27 protein-coding genes are annotated in these 20,918 nt (G+C 41.1%); 17 read left to right on the forward strand and 10 right to left on the reverse strand.

Going from position 1 to position 20,918, the window contains the following annotated elements; translation table 11 throughout:
• Nucleotides 1-93: 93 nt before the first annotated feature.
• Nucleotides 94-2,157 (forward strand): transglycosylase domain-containing protein, encoded by a 2,064-nt coding sequence (locus M3196_RS09305; protein WP_251321995.1) that lies wholly within the window; start codon nucleotides 94-96, stop codon nucleotides 2,155-2,157.
• 391 nt (nucleotides 2,158-2,548) lie between these two features.
• On the opposite strand, the gene M3196_RS09310 is transcribed toward M3196_RS09305, so the two are convergent.
• Nucleotides 2,549-3,088 carry a YwhD family protein gene (locus M3196_RS09310; RefSeq protein WP_251321996.1) on the reverse strand — a complete coding sequence of 180 codons (540 nt, stop codon included), beginning with the start codon at nucleotides 3,086-3,088 and terminating at the stop codon, nucleotides 2,549-2,551.
• Between the two features lie 164 nt (nucleotides 3,089-3,252).
• On the opposite strand from M3196_RS09310, the gene M3196_RS09315 reads away from it, so the two are divergent.
• From M3196_RS09315 to M3196_RS09330, 4 genes are all read left to right on the forward strand, one after another.
• The gene (locus tag M3196_RS09315; protein ID WP_251321998.1) at nucleotides 3,253-4,566 is read left to right on the forward strand and encodes an NCS2 family permease; all 1,314 of its coding nucleotides are present in this window, start codon (nucleotides 3,253-3,255) and stop codon (nucleotides 4,564-4,566) included.
• 102 nt (nucleotides 4,567-4,668) lie between these two features.
• A complete protein-coding gene (locus M3196_RS09320; protein WP_276531312.1) occupies nucleotides 4,669-4,986 on the forward strand; it encodes an ArsR/SmtB family transcription factor in 318 nt (105 codons plus the stop codon).
• Nucleotides 4,976-5,425 (forward strand): SRPBCC family protein, encoded by a 450-nt coding sequence (locus M3196_RS09325; protein ID WP_251322000.1) that lies wholly within the window; start codon nucleotides 4,976-4,978, stop codon nucleotides 5,423-5,425. Before M3196_RS09320 ends, M3196_RS09325 begins: the two co-directional genes overlap by 11 nt.
• Before the next feature lie 17 nt (nucleotides 5,426-5,442).
• A complete protein-coding gene (locus tag M3196_RS09330) occupies nucleotides 5,443-5,835 on the forward strand; it encodes an SRPBCC domain-containing protein (protein WP_251322001.1) in 393 nt (130 codons plus the stop codon).
• 52 nt (nucleotides 5,836-5,887) lie between these two features.
• Here the strand turns inward: M3196_RS09330 and M3196_RS09335 are convergent, their stop codons facing one another.
• The gene (locus M3196_RS09335) at nucleotides 5,888-6,328 is read right to left on the reverse strand and encodes an immunoglobulin-like domain-containing protein (protein ID WP_251322002.1); all 441 of its coding nucleotides are present in this window, start codon (nucleotides 6,326-6,328) and stop codon (nucleotides 5,888-5,890) included.
• Nucleotides 6,329-6,539: 211 nt separating this feature from the next.
• Between M3196_RS09335 and M3196_RS09340 the strand changes: the two genes are divergently transcribed.
• Nucleotides 6,540-6,749, forward strand: coding sequence for a hypothetical protein (locus M3196_RS09340; RefSeq protein WP_251322003.1), 210 nt, complete (start codon nucleotides 6,540-6,542; stop codon nucleotides 6,747-6,749).
• Nucleotides 6,750-6,802: 53 nt separating this feature from the next.
• Here the strand turns inward: M3196_RS09340 and M3196_RS09345 are convergent, their stop codons facing one another.
• Together M3196_RS09345 and M3196_RS09350 are read right to left on the reverse strand one after the other, a co-directional pair.
• Nucleotides 6,803-7,306, reverse strand: coding sequence for a YwgA family protein (locus M3196_RS09345; protein WP_251322005.1), 504 nt, complete (start codon nucleotides 7,304-7,306; stop codon nucleotides 6,803-6,805).
• A gap of 30 nt (nucleotides 7,307-7,336) precedes the next feature.
• A complete protein-coding gene (locus M3196_RS09350; RefSeq protein ID WP_251322006.1) occupies nucleotides 7,337-8,620 on the reverse strand; it encodes an HD domain-containing protein in 1,284 nt (427 codons plus the stop codon).
• Nucleotides 8,621-9,191: 571 nt separating this feature from the next.
• Here M3196_RS09350 and M3196_RS09355 point away from each other — a divergent pair.
• Together M3196_RS09355 and M3196_RS09360 are read left to right on the forward strand one after the other, a co-directional pair.
• A complete protein-coding gene (locus M3196_RS09355) occupies nucleotides 9,192-9,992 on the forward strand; it encodes a class I SAM-dependent methyltransferase (protein WP_251322007.1) in 801 nt (266 codons plus the stop codon).
• The gene (locus M3196_RS09360; RefSeq protein WP_251322008.1) at nucleotides 9,992-10,825 is read left to right on the forward strand and encodes a lipoate--protein ligase family protein; all 834 of its coding nucleotides are present in this window, start codon (nucleotides 9,992-9,994) and stop codon (nucleotides 10,823-10,825) included. Before M3196_RS09355 ends, M3196_RS09360 begins: the two co-directional genes overlap by 1 nt.
• A gap of 154 nt (nucleotides 10,826-10,979) precedes the next feature.
• On the opposite strand, the gene pta is transcribed toward M3196_RS09360, so the two are convergent.
• A complete protein-coding gene (gene pta, locus M3196_RS09365; RefSeq protein ID WP_251322009.1) occupies nucleotides 10,980-11,954 on the reverse strand; it encodes a phosphate acetyltransferase in 975 nt (324 codons plus the stop codon).
• 224 nt (nucleotides 11,955-12,178) lie between these two features.
• Here pta and M3196_RS09370 point away from each other — a divergent pair, with 224 nt between their 5' ends.
• The 5 genes from M3196_RS09370 to gerQ all read left to right on the forward strand — a co-directional run bounded on the left by M3196_RS09370 (nucleotide 12,179) and on the right by gerQ (nucleotide 15,281).
• The gene (locus tag M3196_RS09370) at nucleotides 12,179-12,505 is read left to right on the forward strand and encodes a four-helix bundle copper-binding protein (protein ID WP_251322010.1); all 327 of its coding nucleotides are present in this window, start codon (nucleotides 12,179-12,181) and stop codon (nucleotides 12,503-12,505) included.
• Between the two features lie 109 nt (nucleotides 12,506-12,614).
• A complete protein-coding gene (locus tag M3196_RS09375) occupies nucleotides 12,615-13,391 on the forward strand; it encodes a sporulation protein (RefSeq protein WP_251322011.1) in 777 nt (258 codons plus the stop codon).
• A 75-nt stretch (nucleotides 13,392-13,466) separates the two neighbouring features.
• Nucleotides 13,467-14,210 carry a hydrogen peroxide-dependent heme synthase gene (gene hemQ / locus M3196_RS09380; protein ID WP_251322013.1) on the forward strand — a complete coding sequence of 248 codons (744 nt, stop codon included), beginning with the start codon at nucleotides 13,467-13,469 and terminating at the stop codon, nucleotides 14,208-14,210.
• 150 nt (nucleotides 14,211-14,360) lie between these two features.
• A complete protein-coding gene (locus M3196_RS09385) occupies nucleotides 14,361-14,792 on the forward strand; it encodes a cell wall hydrolase (RefSeq protein WP_251322014.1) in 432 nt (143 codons plus the stop codon).
• A 12-nt stretch (nucleotides 14,793-14,804) separates the two neighbouring features.
• Complete coding sequence (gerQ, locus tag M3196_RS09390; RefSeq protein WP_251322016.1) at nucleotides 14,805-15,281, forward strand: spore coat protein GerQ; 477 nt, start codon at nucleotides 14,805-14,807, stop codon at nucleotides 15,279-15,281.
• 66 nt (nucleotides 15,282-15,347) lie between these two features.
• On the opposite strand, the gene M3196_RS09395 is transcribed toward gerQ, so the two are convergent.
• Together M3196_RS09395 and M3196_RS09400 are read right to left on the reverse strand one after the other, a co-directional pair.
• Nucleotides 15,348-15,719: a DUF423 domain-containing protein gene (locus M3196_RS09395; RefSeq protein ID WP_251322017.1), complete on the reverse strand. Its 372-nt coding sequence runs from the start codon at nucleotides 15,717-15,719 to the stop codon at nucleotides 15,348-15,350.
• A 114-nt stretch (nucleotides 15,720-15,833) separates the two neighbouring features.
• Nucleotides 15,834-16,061: a YvrJ family protein gene (locus M3196_RS09400; RefSeq protein WP_251322018.1), complete on the reverse strand. Its 228-nt coding sequence runs from the start codon at nucleotides 16,059-16,061 to the stop codon at nucleotides 15,834-15,836.
• 205 nt (nucleotides 16,062-16,266) lie between these two features.
• Between M3196_RS09400 and M3196_RS09405 the strand changes: the two genes are divergently transcribed.
• Nucleotides 16,267-16,437: a hypothetical protein gene (locus M3196_RS09405; protein WP_251322019.1), complete on the forward strand. Its 171-nt coding sequence runs from the start codon at nucleotides 16,267-16,269 to the stop codon at nucleotides 16,435-16,437.
• Between the two features lie 117 nt (nucleotides 16,438-16,554).
• Here the strand turns inward: M3196_RS09405 and M3196_RS09410 are convergent, their stop codons facing one another.
• Both M3196_RS09410 and M3196_RS09415 read right to left on the reverse strand, forming a co-directional pair.
• A complete protein-coding gene (locus M3196_RS09410; protein ID WP_251322021.1) occupies nucleotides 16,555-16,878 on the reverse strand; it encodes a YwdI family protein in 324 nt (107 codons plus the stop codon).
• A 366-nt stretch (nucleotides 16,879-17,244) separates the two neighbouring features.
• Entirely contained in the window at nucleotides 17,245-17,472 is a 228-nt protein-coding gene (locus M3196_RS09415) for a hypothetical protein (protein WP_251322022.1), read from the reverse strand.
• A gap of 355 nt (nucleotides 17,473-17,827) precedes the next feature.
• Between M3196_RS09415 and M3196_RS09420 the strand changes: the two genes are divergently transcribed.
• Both M3196_RS09420 and M3196_RS09425 read left to right on the forward strand, forming a co-directional pair.
• A complete protein-coding gene (locus tag M3196_RS09420; RefSeq protein WP_251322023.1) occupies nucleotides 17,828-18,385 on the forward strand; it encodes a beta-class carbonic anhydrase in 558 nt (185 codons plus the stop codon).
• A 250-nt stretch (nucleotides 18,386-18,635) separates the two neighbouring features.
• Nucleotides 18,636-18,986, forward strand: coding sequence for a general stress protein (locus M3196_RS09425; protein ID WP_251322024.1), 351 nt, complete (start codon nucleotides 18,636-18,638; stop codon nucleotides 18,984-18,986).
• 52 nt (nucleotides 18,987-19,038) lie between these two features.
• Here M3196_RS09425 and M3196_RS09430 read toward each other — a convergent pair whose 3' ends face one another.
• Nucleotides 19,039-19,572: a hypothetical protein gene (locus tag M3196_RS09430; protein ID WP_251322025.1), complete on the reverse strand. Its 534-nt coding sequence runs from the start codon at nucleotides 19,570-19,572 to the stop codon at nucleotides 19,039-19,041.
• Nucleotides 19,573-19,673: 101 nt separating this feature from the next.
• On the opposite strand from M3196_RS09430, the gene M3196_RS09435 reads away from it, so the two are divergent.
• Nucleotides 19,674-20,888 carry an NAD(P)/FAD-dependent oxidoreductase gene (locus M3196_RS09435; protein WP_251322026.1) on the forward strand — a complete coding sequence of 405 codons (1,215 nt, stop codon included), beginning with the start codon at nucleotides 19,674-19,676 and terminating at the stop codon, nucleotides 20,886-20,888.
• Nucleotides 20,889-20,918 lie beyond the last annotated feature (30 nt).

A 20,918-nucleotide genomic window follows, 5' to 3' on the forward strand; every position in this document is an offset into this window, starting at 1 on the left:
TGTCATTATAGCATTTCATTTTTTTTTACGTTTAAGAGGAGCACTTTTTCACCATACTAGATAAGAAAAAGTGGATGTTAAGGAGGGCGGATTATGAAGTTTTGGCAGATTTATAAAGAAGCTACGAAGCAGCAGAAAATACGCTGGATCAAAAAATGGGGTCTTATTGCCTCAGGAAGTCTTGTTCTATCATTAATCGGACTTTTGCTGCTTGCTAAACTCATGGGTCCGCCTGCCCTTTTAGTGCCACAAACGACGATTATGTACGCAGCAGATGGCTCCAAGATGGGAGAAATCAACAACGGCGGGCAGAACCGATATTGGGTGCCTCTTGAAAAAATAGATAAAGATTTGATATCAGCCACACTCTCGATTGAAGATAAAAATTTCCGTAAACATAATGGTTTTGATTTTAAGAGAATAGCCGGCGCTCTTTTAGCGGATATAAAAGCCGGTGCTAAAGTTCAGGGAGCAAGTACGATCTCACAGCAATATGCCAGGAACCTCTTTTTAACACATGAAAAAACGTGGCGAAGGAAATTCCAGGAAGCCTTTTACACATTGCGCCTGGAAATGAGCTATTCCAAGGATGAGATTTTAGAAGGTTACTTGAACACGATCTATTATGGCCACGGTTCTTATGGCATCCAGTCTGCTTCCCGTTATTATTTTGGTAAAAATGCCGAAGAACTGACACTTAGTGAATCGAGTATGCTCGCAGGCATCCCGAAAGGGCCGAGCTACTACTCTCCAATTCTGCATGAAGAGAACGCTAAAAAGAGACAGGAAATAATCCTCTCCAGCATGGCTGAGGATGGTTCGATAAAAAAAGAAAGTGTTAAACGTGCTGCTTCCGAAAAATTAACTTATGTTCAAGAGGAAGATGAAGAAGTCGCGACGGTTGCCCCCTATTTTCAGGATGCTGTGATGCGAACGCTGAAAAAGGAACTCAACATTAATACAAATTCTATCCAATTCGGCGGCCTTCGCATCTACACAACACTAGATCCTCACATGCAAGAAGTCGCAGAACACACGATTGAAAACCGGATCATCGATAACAGCAACATTCAAACAGCCCTCGTGGCGATGGATCCACGCAGTGGTGATGTAAAAGCACTCGTTGGTGGACGTGATTTTGAAAAAAGTTCATTTAACCGTGCCCTGCAAGCCAGAAGAGCTCCCGGCTCAACCTTTAAGCCGTTCCTTTATTACACCGCGCTAGAGAACGGCTATACAGCCTCCACTCCAATCAAATCGGAGCCCACAACATTTGCCATGGGAGACGGAGTCACAGATTACAAACCAAAGAATTTTAAGAACCGCTACGCGAACGACTTTATCACGATGGCACAGGCATTAGCATTATCTGACAACATTTATGCGGTAAAAACAAATCTTTTTTTAGGACCTGATAAGCTTGTGAAAACTGCGAAGAAATTCGGTATTAAGAGCGAACTTGCGGGTATTCCTTCCCTTGCACTTGGTTCTAAAGCAGTCGGCGTTTTAGAGCTGACGAATGCATACGGAGTATTTGCAAACGGCGGAAAGAAAGCAGATCCCGTTTTTATCACCAAAATTACAGACTCAAAAGGTGATGTACTGTATGAGCATAAATATGAAAGTGAACAAGTCATCGATGAGAACAAAGCCTTTGTGATGACAGACCTTTTGGCAGGAACATTTGATGAAAAGCTGAACGATTATACAAGTGTAACAGGATCAAGCATCAATCATTATTTAACGCGGCCGATGGCAGGAAAATCAGGTTCAACACCAAACGACAGCTGGATGGTCGGATATGCACCTCAGCTCGTGACAGGTGTCTGGGTTGGTTATGATCATAATGAAGAGCTGCATGATGTAAACGATACAGGATACTCGAAGCGAATCTGGGCGTATTTTATGGAAGGTGCATTGAAAAACAAACAGATTTTGTCCTTTGAGCAGCCAGAAGGCGTCACCGCAGTCACAATCAATCCTCAAAACGGCAAGCTTGCTACAGAAAGCTGCCCCGTAACACGCATCTCTTATTATGAAAAAGGAACAGAGCCCGTTGAATTTTGTGATGAGCACGGTGTATCTAAAGAAATAAAAGAAAAACTGGAGAAAAAAGAGAAGGAAAAAGGCTTTTTTAAGCGGATATTTTCTTGGTGATTAGTGGAGTTGATAGCTGCGGCGTACTGTAGGGCTTTTTAGTATGGTGGACATGGCGGCGTGAACGGGTTAATTCAAAAGTTTTAGCTATGAATCCAAAAATTTCGGGGATTAATCCAGAATTTTTGGCCTTCAATCCAGAAATTCAGGGGGTGAATCCACGAGTTTTGCCCCCTTATCCACGAGTCGACACTCGCCGACAATTCCCGACTTGCCCTGCTCTCTCATCTAAAAAGCAAAATAAAATGCCCGCGGCTAAACGAATAGCCCCGGGCACTTTATTGTCCTAGAAACATTGTGTGTACAATGCTAACTACTAGTTTAATGGAAGTGCTTTCTTGTCACAAGTTTTTTAAAAAATGTTCAAAAAAGGTTCATAACTTTGCCATTTTTATTCCACTAACGACTTAATTTCGTCACTGGAACGTTTAAACATTTCTTCATCATGTTCTTTTAAAAAGTTTCCGAGCACTCTTCGGGCGTTCTCGTCCATCTCAGCAACCATTACTTTGCCTTTCATGGACTTATCCATGCGGTTCACGTGTTCTGGCAAACTCTTATATCCTCTGCGAGCTTCAACGTCTACTTGCATCTCGCAAGCCGTTAATCCGAAATAATATGGACCTTCTGGACCGCGGTTGATCGTTACCCAAACAAGCCAATACAACCTTGGGTTCGGTGTATCTTCACGATTTGGAGTGAACTTAATGCGTTTTTCTACATCACTCCTCGCATGCATAGCGCCCATATCGATATACGCTACGGCGTCTTCCACATCTACAATTACAGGAGTAACATGATCCAGCGTCAAGCTTCCAACGCCGTATCCGCCATGACCGTCAGTTGAATCACCTGAGATAATGGTGAACCCCATTCCTTTTTTCTTTTTATCGCCGTCTTTGGCGTTATTGGAATTGAAAAAATCTTTCATGCTTCCAGCTCCTCTAAACATTCATTGTTACCACGTATTGTATCACAAAAAAGGACAAAAACTCTTAGAAAGAAACTTCTCATAAATAGGTTGAACAATTACCTAAAAACGAATATTATATATCATGTACTTATAAATCGTTCGTATTTTGGAGGTTTAAACACATGCTTTCTTCCTTTTTTAAGCTAAAAGAACTTGGTACAACAGTCAAAACTGAAATTTTAGCCGGCATTACAACCTTTTTAACAATGGTCTATATTGTGGTCGTTAATCCGATTATTCTTCATTCAGCTGGCGTGCCTTTTGATACAGTATTTATGGCAACCATTATTTCTACTGTAATCGGGACATTATGGATGGCTCTTTTCGCTAATTATCCGATCGCCATTGCACCCGGTATGGGATTAAACGCGTATTTTGCATTCTCAGTAGTTGGGAACCATACAAACATTGATTATCGAGTAGCTTTCGGTGCTGTCTTTGTAGCTGGTATCCTATTTGTTATTTTATCGCTGACACCTTTCCGTTCAAAACTGATCGAAGCCATTCCTGCTAACTTAAAGCACGGGATTACTGCTGGTATCGGACTTTTCATCGCCTTTATCGGTATGCGTTTAACAGGAATTATCGTTGCACATCCTGAAAACTTAGTAGGACTTGGCAACTTGCATTCGCCTTCAGTATTGCTTGCTCTTGGCGGGCTTGCGATCACACTGATTTTAATGGCACTTAATGTAAACGGCGCATTGTTCTTTGGAATGATCATCACGGGGGCTATAGCCTACTTTACAAAACAACTAAAGTTTGATGGGTTTGTAGCTGCACCAAACCTTCCAACAGAATTATTTATTTTTGGTGACCCGATCACAGCATTTGCCGATGTGTTCCAATACGGATTATATGCGGTCGTATTTTCTTTCTTGCTCGTAACGATTTTTGACACAACAGGAACAATGGTCGGTGTTGCTGAGCAAGCCGGACTCATGAAAGGCAGCAAAATGCCTCGAGCACGCCAGGCACTTCTAGCCGATTCTGTTGCCACTACTGTTGGTGCAGCTTTCGGAACAAGCCCGACAAGTGCTTACATCGAGTCCTCATCAGGTGTTGCAGCTGGTGGGCGTTCTGGATTAACATCAGTTGTCGTGGCATTGCTATTTATTGTTGCCGCCTTTTTCGCACCGCTTGTAAGTGCGATCTCAGGTCTTGCAGCCATCACGGCACCGACATTGATTATCGTGGGAAGCTTGATGCTTGGTTCACTTAGCAAAATCAACTGGAATGAGCTTGACGAAGCGTTCCCAGCGTTCTTAATCATCTTAACGATGCCGCTGACATCCAGCATTGCAACTGGAATAGCACTAGGATTTATTTCTTACCCCATTTTAAAAATAGTTAAAGGCAAATATCGCGAAGTACCTTTCTTGGTTTACTTGTTTGCTGTGCTGTTCTTTTATCAGCTTGCGTTTTTGCCTCACTAAAAATACAAAGTCATCCAAAGCACTAATTGCCTAGGATGACTTTTTTTATCTTCATTTTTAAATTAAGTTGACACTTAATTAAGTGAATGCTAAATTATAGTCATGATAGAAAAAGTGATCGCTTCATTATCAGTCCCTAGTCGAAGGGAAATCTTATATTTATTGCGTGATGGAGAATTAACATCTACCGCTATCGCGGAACATTTCGAAATCTCTGCACCCGCTATCTCGCAGCATCTTAAGGTTCTTCAGCATTCCGGGCTTGTCGCTGTGAGGAAATCAGGAACAAAGCGTTATTACCGAATCAGAAAGGAAGGTTTCAAAGATTTAAAAGCATTCATAGATCAATTTTGGGATGACAGCTTAATTCGATTAAAGGAGGCTGCAGAAGAGGAAGAAAGGAGAAACAATGAACCATAACACACCCATTCTTACCAAACGCATTTTTATTGAGTGTTCACCAAAAACGTTGTTCTCATTCTTTGTCGACCCAGATAAAATGGTCCGCTGGATCGGGCAGCACGTATTATTAGAACCCAAAATTGGCGGTAAATACAGAATCGATATAAATGGGGAAAATATTGCATTAGGGGAATACAAAGAAATTACACCTTATGAAAAAGTTGTACTGACTTGGGGATGGGAAGGTTTAGAAATCATGCCTCCAGGGTCAAGCACAGTAGAATTTGTGCTGACCCCCCATGACAGCGGCACACTTCTCACATTAAATCATTTTGATTTACCGATTGAAAAAATGACGTCAAATGACCAGGGCTGGACTCATTACATGACGAGACTTCAACGATTGGCAGAAGGTCAAAATATTGGACCTGACCCTTGGGCTACAGATAAAAAGTAATTTAGGAGGAATAAAAAATGTCAGCAAATATACATCATGAAGTCGTTTTCCAATCACGTCCAAACCGTGTGTATGAAGCTTTACTAAATGAACAGCAGTTTAGTGAAGTAACAGGTGGTGCACCAACAAACATAGTAAATGAAGCTGGTGGCAGTTTTTCTTTATTCGGCGGCATGATTGAAGGCCGAACAATTGAACTCGTTGCTAACGAGCGTATTGTACAGGCTTGGCGTGCATCAAACTGGGAGCCTGGTTTATATTCCGTTGCAAAGTTTGATATAGAAACAAAGGGTGATGGGACATTGCTTGTCTTTACTCATTCAGGTTTTCCAGAAGAGCAAAAAACACACCTTGAAGCTGGTTGGCATGAAAATTATTGGCTGCCCCTTCAAAAATATTTATCTAAATAAAATGCGGTAAAAAGACCGGTCAGCCTACGATAGGGCTGAAACCGGTCTATCTTTATTTTTTTTCAATTAAAGCCGATACTATATGCTTTTTTTCATCTTTAAAGAATTCCTTTGTAATCCGGTACGTTCCTGCCTTCTGATCCTTGAGTGCAATTTTTTGATCATAGGATTCACCTGCTTTAATCATGATCATTTGCTCAGTGAACATCATACCTGGATCTACCTTTACCCAATCTCCGTCTTCCCACTTCTCCAGGGCATAAGCAACCCCTGTACCAATTTCTTTATCCGAACTGTTTTTCAGTGTGAAATTAGCTTCTTCACCTTCGTCTTCAAGTTTCACTTCTGCTTTTACACCAGCTTCTTCTGCTGGAATATCATTCTCTACTTTAGTTGCCCCGCTCTTTTTGTCCTCTTCCGGTACAGGTTTACTGCCGCAAGCGGCAAGGAGAACGAGCAGACATGCCATAAAAATAAGCTTCATGTTTTTCATCACTAAGCCCTCCTTTTCCTGTTAGTCGCAGTTATCTATTAAAAAGTTTCATACTAACTGTCGTTTAGAGTCGGAACGAGCTGGATATGCTTATATAGAAAACTTGGCTGACGCTAAGCCATCAAAGTCAGCCTTAGTTGAACTTATCCTATAAACCTAAACTGGTTTACTTCGTCGTTTTTCGTTCACATAGTGAAAAAGGGGTGCAATCATGAAACTAACGCTGATTAGTGCTGTTTTATTGTTACTGTCTATAGCGCTGGGAATTGGTTATTACGGCACTCGTTTATATGAAAAAAATATATTTCTAGGTTTCGTTACAACCCTGCTAGGGATAATCATTCCTTTTTTTCTGTTTTTAGGATTTATTTATTTCCTCGGATTGTATAATAACGGTCATCCTCTTCAATTTAAGTGGTAAATAAAAAAACCTGTTCTTAGGCGTAACAGAAAAGCCCTCAGACAGGTTTATTTCTATTGTATCTGATTTTTTAATGCTGAAATATAAGCAAATGCTTCATCCATTTCTTCCTCTGTATACTTTTGCTTCGCTTTTACCGTTTGAACCTTCTCTTTGATCTCATCTGTATCAAACTTATCAAAATACATAATAGTTGATACCAGCTCTAAAAAGCGCGACGATTGCTCATTCATGGAACGAACGCATTCTCCAAGTCTTTCGATCTCAGCCCCATATGTGGAAAGGACCTTCTGACCTTCTTCATTCACCGCATACCGATATTGCGAATAGCCGCTTACCTTTTCTTTCACTTCATGTATGTATCCCATGTTGCAAAGCTCTTCCATTTTTAGCGTCAGTTCTTCAGAGTACGGTCCGTAAAAGTGAAACTGGTATTTTTCTTGAAAAGGAAAGTTTAACTTCTTCGCAATATATACCATTTTTTGAAGCTTCTTTCGGCCTATCACTTCCCCGGCTTCCTGAATCAGAGTGACAACCTTTAAATGATCCTCAAACACAGTACTTTCCCCCTAACATCCTTTTTCGTTCTATTTATTTAAGATCTCTTTTATCTTGTTTTTCAGCGATTCGTCTTTAATGTTTTCGATCAAATCTAACGGAAAATACAGCTTATGATCGGTGCGGCGTTTTCCCGAAATCGCCTCAACCACATCAGACTCTCTTGAAAGCTCTCTGATCTCACCGTTTGGCTTCAATAAGTTTATCGGCAGACGTTCTTCTTTTTCACCAGGACGGTAAAAATCGTATGGCAGATCAGACGATGAATCGACAACCAAATAATATTTCGGGTTGATGCCCGCTTCCTGAAAATAGGCCGACAGCAAATGTCCGTCCGTAAACGAAACCATTTCTGTATACTTAAAAAGCTTTCTGTCGATAAAACGAATGCAAAGATCACTTAAAATGGGATCCTCTTCATCCGTCCAGCCTTGAAAATAGTAATGAATAATGCCTTCGTCGAGTGATATATAATCGACTAACGACACATTTCCTTCAAATAGCGTTATAAAATGAGACAGCTCTCTTTTGAATGTATACCCTGTTTCATAAAGTTCCTTCGCCCGATGCAGAATTTTACTTAAAATAACTTCAGCACTGCGTGTAACAGGGTGGAAATATACCTGCCAATACATTTGATAGCGGCTCATAATATAGTCCTCTACCGCATGCATGCCGCTGGACTTAATGACAACGCCATCCTCGGTCGGACGCATAACGCGCAAAATACGTTCTATATCAAAGTTTCCGTAGCTAACTCCAGTGAAGTAGGCATCACGCAGCAAATAATCCATTCTATCAGCATCAATCTGACTCGAGATCAGACTGACAATCAGCTTGTCAGGATGTGTTTTCGCGATCACTTCTGCTACCTGCTTCGGGAAATCCTCTCCCATTTGCAAAAGGACTTTATTCACTTCTGTATCCCCTAAAATAATGTCCCGGCTGAATTCCTCATGGTCCACCCCGAACACTTTTTCAAAGGAATGAGAAAACGGACCGTGTCCCACATCGTGCAAAAGCGCTGCGGATAAGACGAGAAGACGCTGCTCTGGATCCCACGTTTGTTTTTCCTGAAAAATATCAATGATTCGCCTTGTAATCTCGTAAACACCAAGAGAATGGCTAAAACGGCTGTGCTCTGCTCCATGAAACGTTAAATACGTCGTGCCGAGCTGCCTAATTCTGCGCAGTCTTTGAAACTCGCGTGTACCGATCAGACGCCAGACCAATTCATCACGAACGTGAATATAGCGGTGAACCGGGTCTTTAAACACTTTCTCTTCGTGCAGCTTTCCTAGTGGTTTCGCCATTGAATTTTTTCCTGCTCCTTCTTACAGCATTTATAGGTAAGAGTTCTCTTAAAAAAGAAAAATCCCTTCCTCAATAATCATGTTGAGAAGGTATTTTCTGATCAAAAAGTGTGATTTATTTAATAGAATATACCCTATTGTATCGTGTTACTAACTTTCAAAACAACCACTATTTTTTTCTATATCCGCTTCTCTAATATCGGTAAAAGGTATCATAAATCCACCATTTTATTCCCCTTTCCATATGAGTTATACTAGATAAAGCTTATAACGGAAATGATAGTTTTATATGGCTGTATTCGTAACATTGTTGCTATTAGAAGATGTTGATTTCCGCTCCAGGATACTCGCATTCCGCGGGAAGATGGATAAAGGCTCATATTCAAGGATGCATGTGCTCCTGTGTCTGCAAGCAAATCCTACCGAAGCGAGCTTCCTCGTCGCATGCCTTACGAGAAGAACACTCAGGTAGCTGGCACGCTAATCCCGCCGGAGTCTCGCACCTTACGCTCCAATCAACTTGTCAAAGAAGCGTACTCAACTTTTATTTAGATTGCAGGAGGAACCATTTATGGATCAAGAACGAAGATTAAAAAATGGACAAGCATGGAGCAATAGTTCTTATCAGGCTTGGGTCAACCGTTTTGGCGCACCTGAAAAAGCGGTGACACGCATACTGAAAGATCCAAAACGCCGGCTTCAGCCACTGGATCAATATATCGGTGATGTTTCAGGTAAAAAGGTCGTTAACCTTTTAGGTTCACACGGCAGTAAAGCGGTTGCTTTGTCGCTCCTTGGAGCTGATGCTACAGTTATCGATATTTCAGAGTCAAACGCTGCATACGCACGAGAACTGGCTGAAGCCGCTGACGTAAATATCCGGTATGTGGTTGAAGACATTTTAAATCTGCCAGAATCTGAACTGACAGGCGATTATGACATGGCCTTTATGGAAAATGGAATTTTGCACTACTTTACCGATTTAAATGCCTACTTTGAAGTAGTCGCCGGTCTGTTAAAAAAAGGCGGAAAACTTATTCTACAAGACTTCCACCCTGTTTCTACAAAACTGATAGAATCTCAAGGCAAAAGCCAGGCAGTAAGAAAGCACAAAGTCACCGGCGATTACTTTAGTGAAGAGCTTGTTAAAATGGATGTCGCATACTCCAAGTTCCTGCCTGAACTGCAATATGCAACTTCTGAAGAACGTGTGCCATTCCAGGTTCAGATCCGCCAGTGGACACTTGGTGAGATCGTAACGGCAATCGGCAGCCAGAGACTTTGGATTAAACAGCTTGTTGAAGAACCTCATCCGGATGAACTTGACCGCGGCATTCCGAAATCATTCATAATCGTTGCGGAGAAACTATAATGAAAAATCATCTGTTAGAGCAGCCCGTTTGGCGGCTGATCGACCAGTCAACACTTGGTCCTGGATTTGATGCGAGGCAATCTTTTGCAACCGACGATACTCTATGCACATCGATCGGAAGCGGGTACTCCCCTGCCACGGCACGCACGTGGGTACACCACAATACGATTGTCCTCGGCATTCAGGATACACGCTTACCGCATCTAAAGGATGGAATCGATTATTTGGAGGCTAGCGGATACCGGGTGATCGTACGGAATTCCGGCGGTCTTGCCGTTGTACTGGATGAAGGCGTATTGAATATCTCGCTCATCCTTCCTGAGAAAGAAGGCACGATCGACATCAATCAAGGCTATGACACGATGACCGCTCTTGTGGAGCAGCTGATCGAACCTTATGGCGCCTCATTTGATGCGTATGAGATCGTCGGCTCTTATTGCCCGGGAAGCTATGATTTAAGCATCGGCGGAAAAAAGTTCGCCGGGATTTCTCAACGGCGCATGCGCGGCGGTGTTGCGGTACAGATATATCTTTGTGTGGACGGAAGCGGTTCAGATCGTGCAGCGGTGATCGGCGAGTTTTACAAGCGCGGTTTAAAAGGTGAAGAAACAAAATTTCAATATCCTGAAATTCAGCCTGGGGTTATGGCCAGTTTGGCGGAGCTGCTTGGGCACTCGCTGACGGTTGCAGATATTCATGCTGGTTTATTAAATGTGCTTCATAAAAACAGCGAACTCTTTTACAGCGGTCAGCTTTCAGAAGAAGAAAGCGAGTTGCTACCAGGGAATATACAGCGAATGTGGGACCGAAATGAAAAGGCACTATCACTATAGAATATAGTGTCTTTTTTAGACAGACAACAGCTTCCTTAAAATGGAAAATTATGTGATGAAGAAACATTTTTATGTGATCGTGTTTTTCTAATCAGAAAAGTACACTTAAATCAGAAAAAAGCCAGCTCAACAACGAGCTGGCTTTCCTTATTAATTAATCTAGTGACTGCATTGCAGTGATCAATGCTAATTTATAAACGTCTTCTGCATTACAGCCGCGGGAAAGATCGTTTACAGGCATGTTCAAGCCTTGCAAGATCGGTCCGATTGCTTCAAAACCGCCAAGACGCTGAACCATCTTATAGCCGATGTTCCCCGTTTCAAGGCTAGGGAAGATAAAAACGTTCGCTTCCCCTTTAAGAGGTGAATAAGGTGCTTTTTTCGCTGCAACAGACGGCACGAACGCTGCATCGAATTGAAGTTCTCCATCATACGTAAAGTTCGGGTCCATCCCCTTAAGAACTTCCAATGCTTCAACCACTTTTTCAGTCTCAGGTGAAACCGCAGAACCTTTCGTTGAGAAAGATAGCAAAGCTACTTTCGGATCAATTCCGAAAACGCGTGCAGTTTCAGCACTTACCACCGCAGATTCAGCCAAGTCCTGGCTGGACGGTGCAATGTTGATCGCGCAGTCTGCGAATACATATTTTTCATCACCGCGAACCATGATGAACGCACCAGAAGTTTTCTTAACGCCTTCTTTAGTTTTGATAATCTGAAGAGCTGGGCGAACCGTATCAGCTGTTGAATGAGCAGCCCCGCTTACAAGTCCTTGAGCTTTACCCGTGTAAACGAGCATCGTTCCAAAATAGTTTTCGTCGAGCAAGATTTTACGTGCCTGCTCTTCGGTTGTTTTCCCTTTACGGCGCTCAACTAATGCATGTACTAATGCATCAAACTCTGCATATTCAGATGGGTTTATAATCTCTACTCCATCAAGTAAAAATCCTGCCGCTTCTGCTTTTGCAGTAACATCTGCTTGGGCTCCTACTAAAATAGGCTGCAAAACTTTTTCAGAAGCAAGACGGCTCGCTGCTTCTAGAATTCTTTCATCCGTACCTTCAGGAAAAACAATGACCGGATTCGCTGCTTGAACTTTGTTCTTTAAATCTATAAAAAGATCACTCATGATTTAACAAACCTCCTCATTTCGGTTTCTTACTCTGCAATTTGCATTCCCTATTAGGTTACTCCTTTTTTTATACCTTTTAAACCTATGCAAACAGTTGTAAGCGCTTGATAGAAGAAGTTCTTTTATTTTGAATTTTTAAACGTCTATTGTTCGTTCGTTTAAAAATTATTACTTGGGGAAACATTTAATTGGAAACTATTATATAGGAGGCGTTTTTAGGGATGCATCAAACTTACCAAGAATGTATCGACGAATGCCTGCGGTGCATGCAGGCCTGCAACCATTGCTATGATGCGTGTTTGCAAGAAGAGGACGTAAAGATGATGGCGAACTGCATCAGGCTGGACCGTGAATGCTCTGATATTTGCAGCTTTGCCGCAGAGCTGATGGCGCGAAACAGTCCATTCATCAATGAAATCTGTGAGCTTTGTGCAAAGGTATGTGAAGCATGTGGGAAAGAATGTGAGAAGCATGACTACGAGCACTGCCAGGAGTGTGCGAAAGCTTGCTTCAGATGTGCAGAGGTATGCAGAAAGATGCTTGCTTAAACTACTAAAACTTTCTTCCGGATCGGGAGAAAGTTTTTTTCATCTTACAATGAATCTTTTTCCTTTTCCTCCCGTAAAATTGAGAGATAAATTTGGAGGAGGAATCAGCATGTCATTTGTTAACCGTATGTTGGCTAGTGTTGGAATTGGAGCAGCGAAGGTAGATACGATTTTAGATAAAGATACTTACTCACCTGGCGAAACGATTACAGGTACGATTAAAATTGAAGGCGGAAAAGTGGATCAGAACATCGACCACATTACACTTTTCGTTATGACGGAGTTTTACCGTGAAGTCGATGATAAAAAAGTGCGTGATACAGCAGCGATTGAAAACACTACGGTTAGCACAAGCCTTGTTGTAAAAGCAGGAAGTTCAGAGGAGATTCCTTTTTCTCTTAAACTTCCATATGATACCCCTTATACGCTTGGACACACTCCGGTTTGGATCAAGACTGGTCTTGATATCCAGATGGCAATTGATCCGACTGACAACGACCAGATCAGTGTTCTCCCTGATGCGGAAACTTCAGCCATTTTTGATGCTATTGAGCAGCTAGGATTCAGACTTCGCAAAGCTTACTGCGGATCAGCTCCTCGTTACATGCGCCGCAGACTTCCGTTTCTTCAAGAATTTGAGTACGTTCCAACATCAGGTGCTTATGCCGGAAGACTGGATGAACTTGAAGTCATCTTAGTGCCGCAAAGTGACAGCATCGAGCTTTTCATGGAGATCGACAAACGCGGAAAAGGCTTGTTCGGTATGCTTGAAGAAGCCATGGATCTTGATGAAACAAAAGTGCGCATGACCCTTTCACGCATTGAGCTTCAAAACCCATCTTATGTAAAAAGTAAAATCGAGCAAACCCTTCGTCAATTCAGCTAACCCTTTTTGGATTCGTCCCTACTTATGGTATATTTGTAGGGACGTGTTTATTTTTAGCAGGGAGTGAATGATACGATGAGTGAAGCAGCTATTACACTAGAAGGCTGGTATTGCCTTCATGATTTTCGTACGATGGACTGGGCAGCTTGGAAAACGCTTACGAGTGACCAGAGAGAATACGCGATAAATGAATTTTTAACGTTCCTTGAGAAATGGGAAAACGTTGAAGCAAATAAAACAGGCAGCCACGCGCTTTACAGCATCATGGGGCAAAAAGCTGATTTTATGATGATGCTTCTGCGCCCGACGATGGAAGAACTGAACGAGATTGAAAATGCTTTTAATAAAACAGCTTTTGCTCAATATACGATCAAAGCGTATTCTTACGTCTCTGTTGTAGAGCTAAGCACATACAATCCACAAAACGAGAGCGGCGAAATGGATCCAATGATAAAAGCCCGCCTGTTCCCAGAGCTGCCAAAATGGAATCATGTTTGTTTCTATCCAATGGACAAGCGCCGTGATGGTGATGACAACTGGTATATGCTTTCCATGGAAGAGCGCAAGAAGATGATGTACTCCCATGGCATGATCGGCCGCGGATATGCAGGAAAAGTAAAGCAGATTATTACAGGATCTGTCGGCTTAGATGATTGGGAATGGGGCGTAACGCTGTTCTCAAACGACATGCTGCAGTTTAAAAAATTAGTATACGAAATGCGCTTTGATGAAGTAAGTGCACGTTTTGGCGAATTCGGATCTTTCTATGTTGGAAATATCCTTACGAAAGAAGCTGTACCTTCCTTCTTGCAAGTGTAAATATAGGAACCGATCAACCTTTGTCTGTTTAACAGGCAAAGGTTTTTTATTGTGACAGGTCTAGTTTTTCAAAACAGCTCATACACATATATCGAATGTTCTATTTCCCTGCTTGTACTAAATTGACTTACATCCAGAGGGGGAAGGAAATTGGCAGTTATAAAAGCAACAAGCAAAGATATAGACCTGCTTGCCCGTTTAATTCGTGCAGAAGCTGAAGGTGAAGGTGACCAGGGTATGCTGCTCGTTGGTAATACTGGTGTTAATCGGATTCGTTCAAACTGCCTTGATTTTAAAAATATCCGAACGATGCAGCAAATGGTGTTTCAAAGACCAGGCGGATTTGAAGCAACGATCAAAGGATACTTTTATCAAGGTGCACGCGAGAACGAAAAAAGGTTAGCAAGAAGAGTAATTAACGGCCAGCGTTTTCATCCAGCCAAAAATGCATTATGGTTTTTCGATCCAAGTGGGGCTTGTCCGCCTACATGGTACAATCAGCCACATTCAGGCAGCTTCAAGGCTCACTGTTTTTATCAACCGCAACAAAGTGATTGTCCGAACGTTTTTAACACCTTTTAGGGAGGTTTGTTGATGAACAATTTTAATCCGTATAACCGGCAGCAAAACGGGATGAATGGTATGGGCGGCATGAATGGTATGGGGGGCATGATGGGGGGCATGGCAGGAATGGGGGTGCCGCAGGATATGGCACAAAGCCAGCAGGCACCAGGAGTGGGAGGCGGTCCTATGATGGATTTGGCAGCACCAGGACAGCTTCCGCTTGAGCAATCGTACATTGAAAACATTCTTCGTTTAAACAAAGGCAAAGTGGCAACCGTCTATATGACGTTTGAGAACAATGAAAAATGGAACGCAAAAGTTTTTAAAGGAATCATTGAGGCAGCTGGCCGCGATCACATTATTTTAAGTGATCCGCAAACCGGCAAACGCTATTTATTATTGATGGTGTTCGTAAACTATATTACGTTTGATGAAGAAATTAATTACTTCTATCCATATGGAACCCAGCAGCAAACCGGACAGCTTACACAATACAGCCCGCGTTGATAGAATAATACCGGTTGTCTGGTCAAGACAGATTAGAAAAGGCGCCCCTGAGAGGACGCCTTTTTATTATGCTTTTACAGCCGCGATGATAAGCAGGATCCAGCCAACGATAAACGCAAGCCCTCCAAGTGGTGTGATCGGACCAAAAAACTTCATCCCTGTGTTCGAAAGGGCATACAAGCTGCCCGAGAAAAACAGAATCCCGATGAAAAATGACCACCCTGCTCCATTCAATAATGCGGATGCAGGCCACTTGCCGAGCAAAATACCGACAGCAATTAACGCCAAAGCATGATACATATGATATTGAACGCCTGTCTGATACACGTTCAGCATGTTGCGTTCTGTTAATTTAGCTTCCAGTGCATGTGCACCAAATGCTCCCAGCATAACTGCAAGCATGGCATTAACCGCTCCTAATATAAGAAAAAGCTTCATAGTTCCACCCCTGTTTTTCTTTTATCTTACCACTGTAACCTGCTGAATCAAAAGTTTGCCACAGGATTGTAAAGATTTTGGCGGACAGCTTGTCCATGATAAAAAAGACGAACGCTAACGTTGTTTGGTTTGGCGTTCGGTGTCAAGCATTCGGACATATTGATCAATCTTTCGTTCTAGCTCCTCTTTTTCTACTAACTCTGAATGCAATTCTTTTATGATTCCTTCCAGACTTTGAATCCGCTTTTCAAATTGAAAGAGCAAGTATCCTGCAATGACAATAGGAAAGCCTACATTACCGAGGAGATTTACTAGGTTAAGCCATTCATTTGCTTGATTCATTATGTTTCACCCCTCATTTTTTATCGAACACTTATCGAACATATGTTCGTAAATTAAGTATAAAACGAAGGAGGAAAATTTACCATCATTCCTTTTTCATATTTAAATTTTGATTCCTTTGGCCTATACAACAAAAAAGGTTTAAATAATTTTTATAGTGGAATAAAGATACTAAGACGGAAACAAACAAAGGAGGAACAACAAAGTGGAACTTATTATTACGATGATATATACAATTTTAGGACTTGCCGCTCTAAGTTTAATTGCAACCGCTGCTGCAGTTTACTTTTCTAATAAAAAGATTAACGAGAAGATTGAAATCGCAAAACGTAAAGATGAAAGAATGGAAAATCAACATACGTACGTATCGATCTAACAGCGTTTAAATAGACGCTGTTTTTTTTTGCGTTTTTTTCTGTTCCAATTATAACTTGCCCCCTACCATAAGAATAAAAAACCTGTTTCACATGAACAGGTTTTCATCAAAATCCTATTAAAAATCAAAAATAGAGTCTCCATTTCCATCGTTATCATCACTATCGTTATCATCATAATCCATGTCATAGTCCATCAACGATTTTTTGTGTGGCTTAGCGGGAGGAGCAGTCACCATGCTTACCGGTTTTTGCACGGGATGTGACGGAACCCACTCTTTTACCGAAAGCTGATCGTCTTCTCCTGCTTCCATCATCAATTCACAGAGTGTATGGATGGCTGTGACATGTTCACGGAGCTTAGGAGAGTTTTCCCCTAATTGCTTGATTTCTGCTAGATGTTTCTCTATTTTTTTCGCAAACTGGCTTACTGGTATATTCATCTTTTCACCACAACTATCTTTTTTTCTTATTCTACCAAACGATGTAATAGAATAAAATGACGTAAAGTAAACTAGGCTGACGAAGGCGTTTCGTCAGCCTTAGTTGCCCTTATACTTTAAACTTTAACATGTTTCTACGTCGTTTATCATCTTGTTAACAAGTTATTCCTTTCTTAACGTGCAGAAAAAGGCAGCTCTAAACAAGCTGCCCAATTGCTCCATTCCGCCCAATAACCCTCATTAACAAGCATACGTACGGTGATCCAGGCCGTAAGCATACGAGTGAATGCAAAAAAATAAATTTTATCTATTATTTTGAAATAGGACTCCCCCTTTTCTGTTAAATTTTTTTACACCAAACGATTGTTATGACGTATCTACCCAGCTGAACGCCTGCTTATTTAAAGTGCTGTTTACTTGCTGAGAATCAACGGCAATCACATTTTCCGATTCATCATCCAGCAGTAATCTGCCCGATCCTTCCACCGCAGGGAGAGCTTGTCCTGTTTTCGGTACTGAAGCAGCTACCATATAATTTTTCATAACAGACCCCATTAAAAGCAGAACCCAAAGGATGTACGTCATAACTTCCATGTTCCCTTCCCCTTTCAAAAAATAGAATAATAAGTTCCGATCTATTTAAACCCGTACTGGCAAGTTATCCTTTTTTCTTCCTCCCTTCGAACTTACCAATTTATGTGGTGTTATTTGCGATTATACGTACTTTCAACTAAAATGTTTGTCATAATGTGTTTTTGTTTAAAAGTTTCTATCAACAAAAAAACTGCTTCACATACAAAAAAGAGCAGATTGAGCACGTATTTTTGTATAATAGTCATTATAAGCTTGAATAAGTTAGCGAGTTCAGGCTGATTATGATAGAAAAAGACGCAGACTTTACGATTATTTAATAGGAGAACTATTTTCTGTAGAAACGGGGAGGAAAATCATGTCCATACTTAACGAAATCTTAACGTTTAATCACAAATTTGTTGAAAACAAAGAATATGAACCTTTTCAAACTACTAAATTTCCTGATAAAGGACTTGTCATCGTATCTTGCATGGATACACGTCTGACTGAACTAATGCCAAGTGCGATGAATCTTAAAAACGGTGATGTAAAAATTATTAAATCAGCAGGAGCGGTTATCTCGCATCCATTCGGCTCTATTATGAGAAGTATACTTGTCGCAATTTATGAGCTGAAAGCCGAGGAAGTGATGGTCATCGGTCACTATGACTGCGGGATGAGCAATGTGAACGCCGATGGATTAATAGCTAAAATGAAAGATCGTGGAATTGAAGACACAACGTTTGATACTTTAAAATATTCCGGACTCGACTTAAAGAAATGGGTAAGAGGATTTGAAAGTGTAGAGGATTCGGTAAGAAACAGTGTAGAATTAGTAAGGAACCACCCGCTGCTTCCTGAAGGCATAAAAGTCCACGGACTTGTCATCGATCCTTCAACTGGAAAATTAGATATTGTAGACCGTGAAGAATAGTTTGATACCGAAAAAAACAAATCACAATCAGCTTTGTTTTTTTATTTTTCTAAAATACTTGTATCTAATCCTAAAAAGTATAAAAACCTTATTTAAACCAACATGACAAGCAGGGGAATATTTTTATATCAACATGAAACTTTTCAAGAATAGTAAAATCCTCCTGCTGCAATACAGCTTTTAGATGTTTAGAATCTCCTGAATCCGTGAATACACACTATAACTTCGTTTTAAAGGAGAGGATATTAAAATGATTAAACCAATTGTTCATGAATTTAACTCACAACAAGAATTAATTGCTGCTGCAAGTGATTTAAAAGCAAAAGGTATTCATGAAGACAATCTCTATGTCCTGTCACACGAAAAAAGCGACACCCGGGATCTTGCGGATAACGCGGATCTCAATACAATCGGATTAAAAGAAGAAGGATTAGGCACAGCGTTTAGCAATGTGTTCGAGTCCAGAGGGGATGAGCTGCGCAATAAGATGACTGAAATAGGGTTATCTGACGTAGAAGCTGATCAATACGAAAAAAGACTAGACATGGGTAAAATTTTACTCATTGTAAAAGATGAAGACAAAGTAACGAACTTGCCATAAGAAAAATAAAGAGTCGCTGAACCCAACCAGGGTATAGCGGCTCTTTTTATGATTATGCAGATTGCTTTATCTCTTCTAATTGGCGCTCATATATCGTTTTGAGCCTTAAAAGAGCCATCTTCATTTCTTGCTTCATCTTCCATTTATAGAAAAAAGTCATATAACGTTCAAATGGATTCTTCTTGGAGGTGCTTTCACACACCCATGTTAGTTTTGTTGATCCAAGATCTTCAGAAAAGAAAATAGCAAACCTTAAATTGGTTTCTCCTTTATTAATCTGTATCTGATAATGAATACTTTTCCCAGGATCGCACCGGTCAATTCTTAAACTAGCCGGCACGCCATCCGTTTCCCAATATTGCGATGCTCCTTCTCCCTTATCGGGACCCACATACATAAAGGGAATGGTTTCATTTTCGTCCATTTGCCATTTCGGCCAACGTTTCACATGCAATAAAGATTCGTACAATTCATCTAAAGAAGTTTTCAAATGAAGCATTTCTTTGACTCTCCACCCGATTGGGACAAAAAAAGAAAACAAAATAAAAAAAGTAATCACAATGCCTGTAATCATCAAAACCACCATGAACATCCCTCCTGATATCAATTATATTGAAAAATTTTCCCTTTCATGCAGTTTCCATTCTAGGTTTCCGGGGAATGAAAAGAGGACGAGGAGGAGTAAAAATGAATTTACACAACGGTCAGTTGTTTTGGCCTTCCACATATACTGATGAAATACAATATCAATCACTTGAAGAAAACATTTCTTGCGACGTGCTGATTGTCGGAGGCGGCATGTCTGGAGCTCTTTGTGGTTATACGCTAGGGAAAGAGACGGAACTGGACGTAGTTATCATCGACAGGAGAAAACCGGGTTATGGCAGTTCGTCTGCAACAACCGGACTTTTTCAGTTCTCTTGCGACAAGATGCTTCATGAACTTATTGAACAAAAAGGAGAGCAAGATGCTGTTTATTTTTATCAACTCTGCCAAAACGCTTTAGAGAACTTAAAAAAGATTGCTGAAAACTTATCAGATGATCCAGAGTTCAGGGAACAAAAAAGCCTTTATTATGCAAGCACGGCTGAAGATGCAGATAAACTTGTCCGTGAATACGAAGCTTTGAAAAAATACGATTTCCCTGTAGAGTATCTTGAACCCCAAGAGATTGCCTCCCGTTTTCCTTTTTCAAAACCCGCTGCTCTTGTAACGAGCGGAGCCGCTGATGTTAATCCTTATAAATTTGTTCAGTTCCTGTTAAAAGACGCAAAAGATGCTGGTGTAAGAATGTATGAGGAAACCCCTCTTTTGCGAAAAACAAAGACTGTTCATGGGTTTACTTGTGAATCTGAAAACGGAACGATTCAAGCAAGGTATATCATTTTTGCAACTGGCTATGAAAATGATTTTCTGGTCCAGCAGCTAGGAGCTGAACTAAAACGTTCTTATGCTATTGCAACCGAACCCCTGCCATCCTTAAAGACGTGTTACAAAGAATGGATGATTTGGGAAACAAAGCGACCGTATTTGTATATGAGAACAACGAAAGATGGAAGAATTATTGCTGGAGGATTAGACGAAGATCAACCAGAAGCTCCATTAAATGATGGCATTATCGAGGAACGCGGAGAACGGATCGTTCAAAAAATTATGGAACACCTTCCTGATCTGTCACCCGTTACTTCCCATTCTTGGTGTGCAACGTTTGGTGAGTCGCATGACGGACTGCCTTATATCGGTGAACATCCGAACCGGCTTGGTGAATATTATTGTTTAGGTTTTGGCGGAAACGGCACTGTTTATAGCATGCTGGGTGCTGAAGTCATTAAAGATCTGATTACAAAAGGGTTTCATCCTGCATCAAGATTATTTACGATTGCACGCGCTGTAAGCTTGTAAATCAATATTTTAAAGACACTGCTCCCGGTT

The organism is Fictibacillus nanhaiensis (assembly GCF_023715445.1).
GTDB lineage: Bacteria > Bacillota > Bacilli > Bacillales > Fictibacillaceae > Fictibacillus > Fictibacillus nanhaiensis_D.

Bases quoted from the DNA above. Each gene is read 5' to 3' on its own strand.
- M3196_RS09305 (WP_251321995.1), top strand. From the start codon at position 94: ATGAAGTTTTGGCAGATTTATAAAGAAGCTACGAAGCAGCAGAAAATA.
- M3196_RS09310 (WP_251321996.1), bottom strand. From the start codon at position 3,088: ATGAAAGATTTTTTCAATTCCAATAACGCCAAAGACGGCGATAAAAAG.
- M3196_RS09315 (WP_251321998.1), top strand. From the start codon at position 3,253: ATGCTTTCTTCCTTTTTTAAGCTAAAAGAACTTGGTACAACAGTCAAA.
- M3196_RS09320 (WP_276531312.1), top strand. From the start codon at position 4,669: ATGATAGAAAAAGTGATCGCTTCATTATCAGTCCCTAGTCGAAGGGAA.
- M3196_RS09325 (WP_251322000.1), top strand. From the start codon at position 4,976: ATGAACCATAACACACCCATTCTTACCAAACGCATTTTTATTGAGTGT.
- M3196_RS09330 (WP_251322001.1), top strand. From the start codon at position 5,443: ATGTCAGCAAATATACATCATGAAGTCGTTTTCCAATCACGTCCAAAC.
- M3196_RS09335 (WP_251322002.1), bottom strand. From the start codon at position 6,328: ATGAAAAACATGAAGCTTATTTTTATGGCATGTCTGCTCGTTCTCCTT.
- M3196_RS09340 (WP_251322003.1), top strand. From the start codon at position 6,540: ATGAAACTAACGCTGATTAGTGCTGTTTTATTGTTACTGTCTATAGCG.
- M3196_RS09350 (WP_251322006.1), bottom strand. From the start codon at position 8,620: ATGGCGAAACCACTAGGAAAGCTGCACGAAGAGAAAGTGTTTAAAGAC.
- M3196_RS09355 (WP_251322007.1), top strand. From the start codon at position 9,192: ATGGATCAAGAACGAAGATTAAAAAATGGACAAGCATGGAGCAATAGT.
- M3196_RS09360 (WP_251322008.1), top strand. From the start codon at position 9,992: ATGAAAAATCATCTGTTAGAGCAGCCCGTTTGGCGGCTGATCGACCAG.
- pta (WP_251322009.1), bottom strand. From the start codon at position 11,954: ATGAGTGATCTTTTTATAGATTTAAAGAACAAAGTTCAAGCAGCGAAT.
- M3196_RS09370 (WP_251322010.1), top strand. From the start codon at position 12,179: ATGCATCAAACTTACCAAGAATGTATCGACGAATGCCTGCGGTGCATG.
- M3196_RS09375 (WP_251322011.1), top strand. From the start codon at position 12,615: ATGTCATTTGTTAACCGTATGTTGGCTAGTGTTGGAATTGGAGCAGCG.
- hemQ (WP_251322013.1), top strand. From the start codon at position 13,467: ATGAGTGAAGCAGCTATTACACTAGAAGGCTGGTATTGCCTTCATGAT.
- gerQ (WP_251322016.1), top strand. From the start codon at position 14,805: ATGAACAATTTTAATCCGTATAACCGGCAGCAAAACGGGATGAATGGT.
- M3196_RS09395 (WP_251322017.1), bottom strand. From the start codon at position 15,719: ATGAAGCTTTTTCTTATATTAGGAGCGGTTAATGCCATGCTTGCAGTT.
- M3196_RS09400 (WP_251322018.1), bottom strand. From the start codon at position 16,061: ATGAATCAAGCAAATGAATGGCTTAACCTAGTAAATCTCCTCGGTAAT.
- M3196_RS09410 (WP_251322021.1), bottom strand. From the start codon at position 16,878: ATGAATATACCAGTAAGCCAGTTTGCGAAAAAAATAGAGAAACATCTA.
- M3196_RS09415 (WP_251322022.1), bottom strand. From the start codon at position 17,472: ATGGAAGTTATGACGTACATCCTTTGGGTTCTGCTTTTAATGGGGTCT.
- M3196_RS09420 (WP_251322023.1), top strand. From the start codon at position 17,828: ATGTCCATACTTAACGAAATCTTAACGTTTAATCACAAATTTGTTGAA.
- M3196_RS09425 (WP_251322024.1), top strand. From the start codon at position 18,636: ATGATTAAACCAATTGTTCATGAATTTAACTCACAACAAGAATTAATT.
- M3196_RS09430 (WP_251322025.1), bottom strand. From the start codon at position 19,572: ATGGTGGTTTTGATGATTACAGGCATTGTGATTACTTTTTTTATTTTG.
- M3196_RS09435 (WP_251322026.1), top strand. From the start codon at position 19,674: ATGAATTTACACAACGGTCAGTTGTTTTGGCCTTCCACATATACTGAT.